Source organism: Corynebacterium sp. KPL1986, assembly GCF_000477975.1.
GTDB classification, from domain to species: Bacteria; Actinomycetota; Actinomycetes; order Mycobacteriales; family Mycobacteriaceae; genus Corynebacterium; species Corynebacterium accolens.
Genome location: NZ_KI515719.1, coordinates 1,131,778 through 1,143,630, shown reverse-complemented (window position 1 = coordinate 1,143,630; position 11,853 = coordinate 1,131,778). Strand labels below are relative to the sequence as shown.

The 11,853-nt window shown below is 62.9% G+C and carries 9 protein-coding genes; 1 reads left to right on the top strand and 8 read right to left on the bottom strand.

All coding sequences use genetic code 11. The features are described 5' to 3' along the window. Positions 1-338 precede the first annotated feature (338 nt). Positions 339-1,328, bottom strand: a complete 990-nt coding sequence (locus tag HMPREF1287_RS05285; protein WP_023017108.1) for an HNH endonuclease signature motif containing protein — start codon at positions 1,326-1,328, stop codon at positions 339-341. A gap of 157 nt (positions 1,329-1,485) precedes the next feature. Here HMPREF1287_RS05285 and HMPREF1287_RS05280 point away from each other — a divergent pair, with 157 nt between their 5' ends. Continuing rightward, positions 1,486-2,862: a M20 family metallopeptidase gene (locus HMPREF1287_RS05280; RefSeq protein ID WP_023017109.1), complete on the top strand. Its 1,377-nt coding sequence runs from the start codon at positions 1,486-1,488 to the stop codon at positions 2,860-2,862. 2 nt (positions 2,863-2,864) lie between these two features. On the opposite strand, the gene HMPREF1287_RS05275 is transcribed toward HMPREF1287_RS05280, so the two are convergent. From HMPREF1287_RS05275 to HMPREF1287_RS05245, 7 genes are all read right to left on the bottom strand, one after another. Next, the gene (locus HMPREF1287_RS05275; protein WP_023017110.1) at positions 2,865-3,245 is read right to left on the bottom strand and encodes a hypothetical protein; all 381 of its coding nucleotides are present in this window, start codon (positions 3,243-3,245) and stop codon (positions 2,865-2,867) included. Continuing rightward, on the bottom strand, positions 3,245-5,044 hold the full coding sequence (locus tag HMPREF1287_RS05270) for a BCCT family transporter (RefSeq protein WP_034654302.1): 1,800 nt from the start codon (positions 5,042-5,044) through the stop codon (positions 3,245-3,247). The genes HMPREF1287_RS05275 and HMPREF1287_RS05270 overlap by 1 nt, the downstream gene beginning before the upstream one ends. 145 nt (positions 5,045-5,189) lie before the next feature. After that, on the bottom strand, positions 5,190-6,881 hold the full coding sequence (locus tag HMPREF1287_RS05265) for an FUSC family protein (RefSeq protein ID WP_023017112.1): 1,692 nt from the start codon (positions 6,879-6,881) through the stop codon (positions 5,190-5,192). A 76-nt stretch (positions 6,882-6,957) separates the two neighbouring features. After that, on the bottom strand, positions 6,958-8,406 hold the full coding sequence (locus HMPREF1287_RS05260; RefSeq protein WP_023017113.1) for an ABC transporter ATP-binding protein: 1,449 nt from the start codon (positions 8,404-8,406) through the stop codon (positions 6,958-6,960). Continuing rightward, positions 8,403-9,224 carry an ABC transporter permease gene (locus HMPREF1287_RS05255; RefSeq protein ID WP_023017114.1) on the bottom strand — a complete coding sequence of 274 codons (822 nt, stop codon included), beginning with the start codon at positions 9,222-9,224 and terminating at the stop codon, positions 8,403-8,405. The genes HMPREF1287_RS05260 and HMPREF1287_RS05255 overlap by 4 nt, the downstream gene beginning before the upstream one ends. Next, positions 9,221-10,186, bottom strand: coding sequence for an ABC transporter permease (locus tag HMPREF1287_RS05250; protein ID WP_023017115.1), 966 nt, complete (start codon positions 10,184-10,186; stop codon positions 9,221-9,223). The genes HMPREF1287_RS05255 and HMPREF1287_RS05250 overlap by 4 nt, the downstream gene beginning before the upstream one ends. Beyond that, a complete protein-coding gene (locus HMPREF1287_RS05245) occupies positions 10,183-11,703 on the bottom strand; it encodes an ABC transporter substrate-binding protein (protein ID WP_023017116.1) in 1,521 nt (506 codons plus the stop codon). The genes HMPREF1287_RS05250 and HMPREF1287_RS05245 overlap by 4 nt, the downstream gene beginning before the upstream one ends. Positions 11,704-11,853 lie beyond the last annotated feature (150 nt).

Here is an 11,853-nt window from a genome sequence, read left to right as displayed (position 1 = left end):
GACTTAGCACCCAGCGATGGAGGCACACCACAACGCACCGTCGGCACAGGGTCTCCCGGTGCACCGTTCTCCCGGCACAAAGATCCCACGGCGCCCGGATCCCAGGGCGCCCTGTCTTCTGGCACACGGTTCCCACGACGCACGAGCCTTACGGCGCACGGGTCTCACAGCATACGGGCCGCAGGGTAGATGGCTTATGGCATGCCAAACCGGCAACCGCTAAACCAGCGGTTGTTATCGGCGGCAATGAGAAGAGCAACGGTAGGAAAAGGCGCCACTTACTTAGGAACCCCAGAACTGCTCGGGGCCGGCTCATTCGAATCAAGTAAAGGCGGCACCTAGCCGGGCGGCGAGGCCCAGGGCGGAAGCCATTCGATGCGGCCGCGGTGTCGATGCAGGCGGCCGCGCACCGGCGGGGCGTGCGGGTCATCGTCGTTGACGCCGTTGTGATAGGGGCAAGCAATGGTCAGGTTGTCCATATTCGTCTCGCCGCCGTGCTTCCACGCCTGGAGATGGTGGACTTGGCATTTATCGGCCGGATAATTGCACTCCGCCCACGGGCAGGAGGGGTTTTCGGCAGCGGCCATCAGCCGCTGCTTTTCAGAGGCGAACCGCGAGGTCCTATAGAGGTTGACCGGGCCCTCGAAGGGATGGATGAGGGTGACAAGTCCAACCTCGGCAAGCTTTTTCTCCACCAACTTGGCCCCGGAAATTTCGGCACCGTTGGTCATCTGCAGCGTGACCTCTTCGCCGCCACCATTTAATATCTCATCCAGCTCATCGAGGTGGATGACGATATTGGTGCTAGCCACCGGGCGCGTGGCACCACCGCGGAAGAAGATGCGGTCGACGGCCTCGAGCGGGGAATCCTCCCCAATGGTGGAGTGCAGGTCGGCGATGAAATCGGAATCGCCGGTAATAGACAGCGTGGAGGGCCCGCCCTTGCGCCGGGTCATGCGCACCCCGCGCTGGGGCTGGCGGGGAGGATACATTTCCTTGAGCCGAGTGCGCGCCAGCTTGTCGATGTTCCCCGAAGTTCCACACAACTCTGCCCGCAGCGCCCACGCATCCCGCTTCGTCTTGGTGCGGGAGACGTATTTTTCAATCAACTTGAGCGTGGTTAAGCAGTGCTTCGTCGCCCGGCACGTGCGCTGGCGGCGGGTAAAGGAGGTGGGGCCGAAGTAGGCATCGGCAAGCAGCAGCAATTCGCGCGATTCCTGCCGGGAAATGCCAAGCCGCCGCAGGTCCGCCTCGGCAAGGCCGAAGACCTCGCCGAGAAGCTCCATCGGCGAGGTTAATTGGCGGGCGTAGTCTTGCAAGCGGGTCATGCCTGCGAGGTTAAGCCACCGTCCACCCGCGGGAAAGCCTGCGTCGCCCCGCCTGTGGATAACTCGCCCCACGCGTCACACCTGACGCCTCGACGCCCATTCACCCTGTGGATAACCTGCGGTATTGTCGAATACGACAGCGAGTAAAGGAGCCCACATGACTGATCCCACGAAAATTGTCCGCCCCAACCACCCCGGCCGTAAGTCCGTCCCGCGCCAAGCGCAGGAGCTGCCGCCGCTGCCGGTGACGCGGGCGCGCATTGGCAAGCAGCCGGCCACGGAGATTTTTCAGGACATGGGCGAATCCATGGTGGAGGACCTGCAAGACATTCGGCGCGATTTGCACCGCCACCCGGAAATCGGGCTGCATCTGCCGCGCACCCAGAAAAAGGTCCTTGAGGCGCTTGAAGGCCTGCCGCTAGAGATCCATGTGGGGCAGGACCTTACCTCCGTGGTGGCGGTCCTGCGCGGCGGCAAGCGCGGCGAGCGGCCGGTATCGGTGCTGCTGCGCGCGGACATGGATGCGCTGGAGGTACATGAGCAAACCGGCAGCCCCTTTGCATCGATTAACGAATTTATGCACGCCTGCGGCCATGACCTGCATACAGCGGGCCTGATTGGGGCGGCGCGTATGCTGTGCGAGCACCGGGAGGAGCTGCATGGTGATGTCACGTTTATGTTCCAGCCCGGCGAAGAAGGCCCTGGCGGTGCGCAGCCGATGATTGAAGAAGGCGTGCTCGATGCCGCCGGCCGGCGCCCGATTGCCGCCTACGGCCTGCACGTGGGCCCGCAGGACCGGGGAACGTTCCATTATGTCCCAGGGCCGATGATGGCGAGCTCGTCCAACCTGACTATTACGGTGCTAGGTAAGGGCGGACACGGGTCGCGCCCGCACGATGCCATTGATCCTGTCGCGGCGCTGGCAGAAATCCAGATGGCGCTGCAGACCGCGCTGACGCGCCGCTTTGACGCGCTGGAGCCCATCGTTATCACCGTGACCAACCTTTGGGCCGGCAATGGTGCGTATAACGCCATTCCGGATCGCGCAGCCCTGGGGGCTACAGTGCGCGTGCTTCGCGATGAAAAGATCGACGCCGTCCGCCAAATGATCACCGAGGTCTCCAGCTCGGTGGCTGCCTCGCACCGGTGTACCGCGCAGGTGGATTTCGAGGTATTGTATCCCACGACGAAGACGAACCCGCGGGAGAATCAATTCGCCGCCACGCTGTGGGGGCAGATGTTTGGCGCAGAAAACATGCAGCCCTTCGAGGCCCCGATGATGGCTTCTGAGGACTTCGGCTATGTCCTTTCCCAAGTGCCGGGCACGTTTATGTGGATGGGCACGGCCAACCCTTCGACGCCCGAAAACCAGCGCGAGTGGAATCACTCGCCGATGATGCGTTTTGATGACTCCGTGCTCGGCATGCAAGCGGCGGCGCTCGCCGCCGTGGCTTTCGAGCGACTGGCCACCGAAAACGAGCACCCTTCCGCGCAGACCAAGGCCATGCGCGAGGCCGCCGGCGTGCAGAAATAATGTTAATGTCGGCGGATAACGGCAGAGCCGAGGCCGATGAGCGCGATGGCGCCGACAATGATGGAGGCTACCGGCCAGTACTGCGGGAAGTACTTGAGCGTATAGCCGAAGACCTGGCCGTCATCGAAGCGCCGCGCCAAGGCGAAGGGCATCCACCACAGCTTGCTTACTGCGAGCACCGCGCCCAGTACACCGGCGATGATCCGCCCGCGCCCGCGTAGAAATAAACTGGCAGCCACGAGTACGATGCCGACGATGGTGAGTGCGAAGAGCAGGGGAGTGTTCGTGCTAAGCGGCGATCCGCGCAATAAGAATTCGTGGTCAATCTCGTGCTGCTCTATGAGGGTGTAGCCGTCGAGGACGACGTCGCTGGGAAGACCCATTACTTCTCCTCCTCTGGGTCGTAGCCATCGGACCATTCGCCGGTTTCGAAGTCATAATCGACGTTTCGACCTTCTTCGTCCGTGCGCTGGTACCACTCAGTGTAGCGGTCTGCGGCGGAATCGAAGTCATGGCCGGCCCCGCGGCCGTCTTCGGCGTGCTGGACGGAGAACTCGAATTCATCGCCATGCTCTGCGATGCCGCGCATGACCGCATTGTCCATCGCCGAACGAGCATAGGTGCGGCGGATAAACATCGGATCAGAGCGCAGATCCTTGATGAACGCCACCATCATGGTCAACAGCACGAGGCAGAAGGGCAGCGCTGCCAGGATGGTGAGGTTTTGCAGGCCCGTGAGCACGTCTTCGCCGCCGGTCAACAGCATGACGATGGCAATTCCCATCATGCACAGGCCCCAAAAGATGACGATGAGCTTATTCGGGGTTGGATCGCCCTTGGAGGACATGGTGCCCATGACCACGGATGCGGAGTCAGCCGAGGTGACAAAGAAGACCGCGAGGATGACCAAAAGGATAAAGGGGGTGATGGTGCCAAGGGGAAGATCCTGGAACATCGAAAAGAGCACCTGTTCATTGGAGGATTCACCGTCGATGCCCTCTACGCCATCTCGGCTGAAGGTAATGGCGGTGCCGCCAAAGATGGTAAAAGCCAGCGCCAAAATGGCGGTGGGGGCGAAAATGGTCACGGCGGCGAATTCGCGAATGGTGCGGCCGCGGGAGATGCGGGCGACGAACATGCCAACAAACGGCGTCCACGCAATCCACCAGGCCCAGTAAAACGCCGTCCAGTAAGACTGGAATTCTATGGTCTCATCGCCCCAGGACAGCCCCTTGGCCATCATGGGCAGGAATTGATCGATATAGGTCACGATGCCCGAAGGAATCAGGTTCAGCAGCAATAGGGTGGGCCCGACCAAGAAGACGAAGGCAATAAGTCCCAAGGTCAAGGTGATATTGAAATTGGACAGATAGCGCACGCCGCGCGCGACGCCGGAGACCGCGGAGATAATAAACGCGCAGCCTAACACGGCGATGACGATGATGAGCGCGGAATTGGTCATGGGGCCCGCGCCGCGAATGATACTGACACCCTGGCCGATTTGAATAGCAGAAAGCCCCAAGGTAGCGGCGGTGCCGAAGAGGGTGGCGATAAGCGCCATGACATCGATAAGCTTGCCCAGCGGGCCGTCCGTGGCACGGGAGCCGAAGAGCGGCTGGAAGATGGAAGAAATGAGGGGAACGCGCCCGCGCCGGTAGGAGGAATAGGCAATGGCCGCGCCGACTAAGGCGTAGGCCGCCCATGGGGAAATGCCCCAGTGGAAGTGCGACTGGGCCATTGCCTGGTGCAGTGCCTCGACGGAGCTGCCATTATCCACGGTGTGCGGGGGAGGGCTGAGGTAGTGCGATAGCGGCTCGGATGGGCCGTAGAAGAAGATGCCGACGCCGATGCCGGCGCCAAACATCATCGCTACCCAGCTGAAGTAGCTGAATTCGGGCGTTTCCGTATCCGTGCCAAGCTTGATGCGGCCGAGGCGGGAGAACCCGATATAAGCCATGGTCACGGTGGCTAGCAGCATGGTGATATTCAGCAGCCATCCGGTATTGGTGATGGCCCAGTTAAAGGCGGTGGAGGAGGCGGCGGCCAGGTTATCGGGCATGGTAATGCCCCAAATGATGAAGGCCACGATGAGGACGGCGGTGATGGAAAATAGCGATTTATCCAGGCCGAAGCGGTTGCGTTGGTCCTCAACGCTGATGCCGGGCACCAGCCCAGGGTGCATATTGTGCGGGTAGAGCCCGACGGCGCTGCCCTTATCGTGCGGTTCGAGGGAGCGCTTGTAGGCGCGGGAGGAAGAAGTCACGGTGTCCTTAGCTCGGCGAGGGGTAGTGGCTCCAATTGTTCAGTACCGCAACGCATTCCACAAGCTAGCGCGGTTGGGCATGCGCGGCGTGAATCTGCTTGATGATGCCGTCCAGTTCCTCCCAGCTCGCATTCCTGAACGGGTGCGTGGAGCAATAGTCGAGCAAGAAATAGCCCGCGTGCTGGATGGCGATGTGCCGTGGCCACAATTCGCGGGCCGTGGCGGGGTTATCGGCGGCGAGGGATTGGATGGCGCGGCGCTCGGATAGCAGCTCGTATTGCAGGTCGCGGCGGCTGGCCAGGACCTCTTCGGGAGTATTGATAAAAAGCAGCCCGAGCAGGGTGGACATGGATTCCATGGCGCGGGTTTGCAGGCGGTGCTGGTTGCGGACGGGCGCGGAGCGCTGCCAGAACCACAGTACGATGGTGGCCACGATGATGGAGATGAGGACCTCGCTGATGCGCGCCTGGATAGTGGGCCAGAGGGGGCGCTGGGCGGAATTGCCCATCAGCAGTGCGAGCGGGGTGGAGAAGATGACGCAGATGGCATAGTTCTTGGCCACGAAAATCTCTGCGCAGAATTGGCAGGCGGCGAGGGCCAAAAGCAAGCTCCACCCGGACACGCCGAAGTAGTGAAAGACCGAAAACAGCATGACGCCAACGATGGAGCCGAGCATGCGGTGGATGCCGCGGACGGTGCCGGCGACATGGTCTGGTCCCCACTGCAGCATGAGGAAGGCGGAGACCACGCCCCAGTCCGGGCGGTCAAAACCTAAGGACAGGCTGACCACCGTGGTGATGGCGGCGGACAGCACGATCTTTTGCGTGGTCACCATGGCATGCGAATCCCGCACCGCGGCGCGGTAGATGCGGTAGCGGCCAGTCGGGCGGGTGTGCGGGATGGCGGTGCGGTGTGGATCTACATCGGTGGCGTAATCAGTCAGCAGGTCCGAAGAGAATTTTAAATCCAGCGCGCGGTTATGCGCGACGATGCGCCCTTGGGCTTGTAAGGTGCGATCCACCAAGCCCGCAGCGGCGGTATTGATGATGCGGCCGCCGCGGATGACGCCGGCATCGGCAAGCGCTTGCCAGGCTGTTGAGAGCGCCGTTTGGGCTTGGTGGTGGCGGGCGAGGGAATCATCTTCGCCGGAGACGAACGCAGCGGTGGCCTTCTCTAAGGCAGCGACGGCGCGGCGTTCGGGGCCGTGAACATCAATAAGCGCGGGCGCCATGCCCAAAATCAGGCTGGCCAGCACGCCGGTTAGGGACCAGAAGAAGAGCTGGCCGACGCTCGTATCCGTCCGCGCCAGCATCACCGAACCGCCGCCGACCAAGACGAGGAAGAAGGCGCCCGGCGGCGGCAGGCGCAGCGCGTTTTGGGTAAAGCCGCAGAGCGCGGCGAGCAGGAGGGAATAGAGGCCGGCGAGCAGCAGCCACCAGTGCCCGTGCCCGGGGACGAAAATCAGGTGGCCGACCAGCACGCCCACGGTGGCCACGGTGGTCAGGGCTAGGCCGGCAATGAGGATGACGCGGGGCCGGGTGCGAAAGGGATGGCCCTCGCCGAAAATCACGGCGAAGGCACCAGTGGCCAGCAGCAGGATGGCGTAGTCGTGGCCAGTAAGCAGGGCACAAGCGCCGGGAATAAGGATTGCCAGCCCGGCGCGTAGCGCGCCGGGCCACCGCACGGAGGCGGTATTAAAAGCGGTCAACAGTTGGGTGGTGCTGGGGCGTTGCGGGATGGGGTGGTCGGTGCTCACGAGCCTGTTGGACTCCTTTCGCTAGAAACTTCTACCGCAACCACCCTACGCCGTGGGTAAAATCGCTCGAGCCGCCCTACTGCCCTGCGGTGGCGATGAGACGGCGGGTGTAGTCACTGGTGGGCGCGGACCACACGCGCTCGGTGGGACCTTGTTCGACCAATTCGCCCCGGTTGAGCACGGCGACTCTATCGCAGAGGCCGCGCACCACGGAGAGATCATGGGTGACAAACAGCAGGGTTAGCCCGCGGTCCTCGATGAGGTGGGCGAGTAGTTCCAGCACCTGGGCTTGCACGGACATGTCGAGGGCGGAGACGGCTTCATCGGCAAGCAGGATATCCGGTTCACCACACAGCGCACGGGCGATGGAGATGCGTTGGCGCTGACCACCGGAAAACTCGTGGGGGTAGCGGTCGAGCGCCTTGCCGGAAATGCCTACCTCTTCCAGCGCGGCGGCGGCGCGCTCGCGCTGCTCGGATTTGGGCAGGCGGCCGGGCATGGCCTCGGCGATGGATTTCCAGATCTTTAGCCGCGGGTTCAGCGAACCTTGCGGGTCTTGGAAGACCATCTGCACGCGCCCGTCCACGGTGCTGGTTCCAGAGGTGGGGGCATCGAGCCCAGAGACGATTTTTAGCAGGCTGGTTTTGCCGGAACCGGAACCGCCGACGATGCCGAGCCGCTCGCCGCGACGCACGCGGAGATCGATCCCTGCCAGCGCGGCCTGGGAGCCATGCTGCTTGCCGATGCCCTCCAATACCACCGCGTCCTTCTCCCCACCCGCCGGGGCAAGGGCGAAGTCGGGCGGCTGCGAGGCCGAGACTAGCTCTTGGGTGTAGGCGTGGTGCGGCTGCGTGAGCACGCGTTCGGTGCGGCCTTCCTCCACGGTGTAGCCATCGCGCATGACCAGCACCCGCGGACACATGCGCTGGATGACCTTGAGGTCGTGAGTGATAAAAAGCAGTGCGGTGCCGCGTTGTTCGGTAACGCGCTCGATGACGCGGAGGACACCGTCTTGCGTGGTGGCATCGAGGGCGGTGGTGGGCTCATCGCAGATGAGCACGTCAGGGCTTCCCGCCATGGCCATGGCCAGGAGCACGCGTTGGCGCTGCCCGCCGGATAGCTGGTGGGGAAAGCGGGAGGAGAGATCGGCATCGAGGTCGACTTCTTCCAAGGCAGCGGCGATATCGTGCGCACCGGCGTGGGTGAGCTGGGCGCTAATGCGCATCAAGGGATCCAGTGCGCTCATGGGTTCTTGAAAGACCATGGCCATGGTCTTTCCCCGCAGTGGGCGGATGGCGGAATCCCGCGCGCCGATGATCTGGTGATCGGCTACGGTGATCTCGCCGGTGGCGGAAATGCCCGTGGGTAGCAGGCCCATGATGGATAACGCGGTCAGTGATTTACCGGAGCCGGATTCGCCGATGATCCCGAGCTTTTCGCCAGCCTCGAGCTCGAAGCTAAGCGGGCCGACGAGGGAGGATTCAGAGGCGCTGAGGCTGAGATCGCGCACGCTTAAAAGGCTCATCGCGTGGCTCCTTTCATGCGGGGGTCGAGGGCATCACGGAGGGCATCGCCAAGCAGGTTAAAGCCCAAGACCGTGGCGGCGATGGCAAGTCCTGGCCAGAGGGCTTGGAGGGGATCGGTGCTCAGCAGCGATTGGGAATCCTGCAGCATGCGGCCCCACGATGCGGCTGGGGGAGGAGTGCCTAGGCCCAGGTAGGACAGGCCTGCCTCGGCCAAGATGGCGAGGGCGAAGTATATGGAGGCTTGGACGATGATAAGGCCTGCGATATTCGGCAGCACGTGGCGCACCGCAACCTTCCATCCAGGTACGGCAGAGATGCGGGCGGAGGCGATATAGTCCTGCGTGATTACCTGCAGCGTGCCAGAACGCGCCACGCGGGCAAAGGACGGGATGCCGGAGATGCCGATGGCAATCATGGCCGTTAACGTCGATGGGCCCCAGACTGCGCCGGCGATAATAGCGAGCAAGAGCGCCGGGAAGGCGATCACCACGTCGGCGCCGCGCATGATGAGCGCTTCTACCCAGGTGCCGCGGCGCATGCCGGCCATAATGCCGAGCGGGATGCCGATAAGACCGGCGATGCCGACGGCGATAAGCCCTACGAAGACCGTGATTTTCGCGCCTGCCATGATGCGCGAGGCGGTATCGCGCCCGTAGCGATCCGTGCCTAGGACGTGATCCGCGGTGGGGCCGGATAGGCGGCTGCCCGGCTGGGCGAGGGTGGGATCGTACGGCGTCCACACCAGCGATACGAGGGCGATTACCACGACCGCGCCGACGAGCACGGCGCCTAGCCAACCAGAAAAACGCATTTTCATCGCGCGTCACCTGCCTTGATTCGGGGGTCGATGAGGCGGTAGGCGACATCGGTAAGCATGTTGACTGCCAGCGCGAAGGTGACCAGCAGCATGACGAGGGTCTGCACCGTGGTCAGATCGCGCACGGAGACAGCATCGAGCAGCATGGAACCCACGCCGGGGATGACGAAGACGGATTCAATGACCACGGCGCCTACCACCATCGAGGTCAATTGCAGGCCAGACACCGTCAGCACCGGCAGCGCGGCATTGCGCAGCCCGTGGCGGTGCAGGGCCTCCCGCGGGGAATCGCCCAGGGCGCGCGCGGTGCGGATATAGTCCTGGTCCATAACGTCGAGCACCGAGGAGCGCATATAGCGCGTGAGCATGGCGCCCTGGACCAGGGCCAGCGCGATGACCGGCAGGATCAGGTGGCGCAGGAAATCGCCCACGCCGCGGTTGGGCGGCACCCAACCATTGGCCGGCAGCCAGCCCAGGTGGACCGCAAAGATGGCCACCAAGATGATACCGACCAAGAAGCTTGGCACGGCGATGCCCAACTGCGTTCCCGCGGAGACCAGGCCGGCAACCCGCGAATTGCGGTTATGCGCCAGCCACATGCCGATGGGAATCGCGCAGGCCAGCGCCAAGGCCATGGCCAGGCCGATGAGGATGAGCGTGACCTGCAGGCGGTCCACAACCAGAGGGGTGATGTCCTGCTGCGAGGACAGCGACTTGCCAAAATCACCGGTAGCGAGGCCCTTCATCCACTCGCCGTATTGCGCGATGAGCGGCCGGTCGAGGCCGAGATCTGCGCTGAGCTCGGCGATGGCGTCCTCAGTGGCATTAACGCCCAACGCGACGCGCGCCGGGTTGCCGGGCACGGCGCGCATGAGCGCGAAGATAATGAGGGAGGCGAGAAAAAGCGTGAGCACAAAGCGCAGCAGCGGCCGGATTATGGCCTGGGCCCGAGAGGTACTCATTGGTCCTCCTTGTCGTCGGTGAGATCGCGCAATACGATGGCGTCGGTGACCTGATCGGTGTGCAAGCCGCTAATGCCGTGGCGCGTTAGAACGACATTCGGCATATTCATCACGGTCAGCGCGCCGGCATCGGCCATGATTTGGTCCACGACCTGCGTCATGCGGCGGGGATAGTCTTCAGGTTTCGCGGTATCGGCCTTTTCGAGCAGCTCGCGCGTGCGGGCGGAATCATAATTCAGGTAATAATCCGGGTTGCCAAAAAGCGCCGGAACATCGCGGGCCTCCACGTGGGAGATAAGCGACATCTGATAGTCCTTAGCGCCGTGGACCTGGCCCAGCCACACGGCAGGGAACTCGGCGGTTTCGAGGGTGACGTCGAATCCGACATCGGAAAGCTGCGAGTACAGCAGCTCGGAGATGGCCTGGGCATAGTAGAGCGTAGGCACGGTGATGGTGAGCGGGGTGCCTTGGGCGCCGGCATCGGCAAGCAGCGAGCGGGCCTTATCCGGGTTGAAGTCGTAGTAATTCTTGCCTTCGAACCACGGATCGGTAGGTGGGATGGGCGCGCCGCCGGTATCGGTGGCCATGCCAGACCAGACGATGTCATTGGCCGCCTTGCGGTCGACGGCGTAGGCCACGGCCTGCCGCACCCGCGGATCGTCGAAGGGGGCGCGGTCATTATTCATCGATAGCAGGACCTCACCATTGGTGGTGCCTACGTTGGTATCGATGGAATCATCCAGGGAATCGAGGATTTCCGGGTTACCCACGCCCCAGACGACGTCCACGCCGCCCGAGCGCAGCGCGGTGACCGAGGAAATGGCATCGGGGAAGTAGCGCACCGTGACATCGTGCGCAGACGGCGTGCCCCAGTAATCCTCGCGCTTGTGCAAGGAGACGAATTCCGAGGGCGAGAATCCCGCCACCTCGTAGGGGCCGGTGCCAATGGGCTGGGCCGCGAGATCGTCCATGCCCTTAGGCGACATCATCGCGCCGATGGTGGTGCCCATGGACCACAGCCAGCCGTTGGAGGGCTTAGCCAGGCGCACTTTGAGGGTGTGGTCATCGACCGCGGTGGCGCTGTCGACCGGGTCCATGGCGGAGGAAATGCCGTTGGCCCAGTCATTTTTGACGTAATTAATGGAAAAGGCGGCGGTCTGCGCGGTGAAGGGATCGCCGTTGGAAAAAGTCACGTCATCGCGCAGGTGGAAGGTGTAGGTCTTCGCATCCTCGCTGATGTCCCAGTCCTTGGCCAAGCCTGGGGTGATGGATCCGTCTTCATCGATGCGCACCAAGGTCTCATAGACGTTATCCATCAGCACCGAGGGCGCGGCGGCCCCACTCGTGGTGGTGAAGTCGAGCGAGGTGGCTCCCGAGCTGGACGCCACCGTCAGGGCGGCTTCGTTCCCGGAGGTATCTACCACCGCCGTATGGCCCGCTGAACAAGCTGTTACCGTGCCCAGCGCTGTCGCCACCGCGAGACAGCCCAGCGCTGAGCGCGCACGCAAAATTTTCATAGATGAAGAATAACTTGTGTGTTACTCAACACATAAATGCCCCAAAACCATTCGGGGGGAGGCATATATTGCCATAAATTAGGGCAATCCCAGCGGATTGTTGTGCGGCGGATTCGGTGGCACCGCGCGGCCAGCGTTGAGACCGAGGGC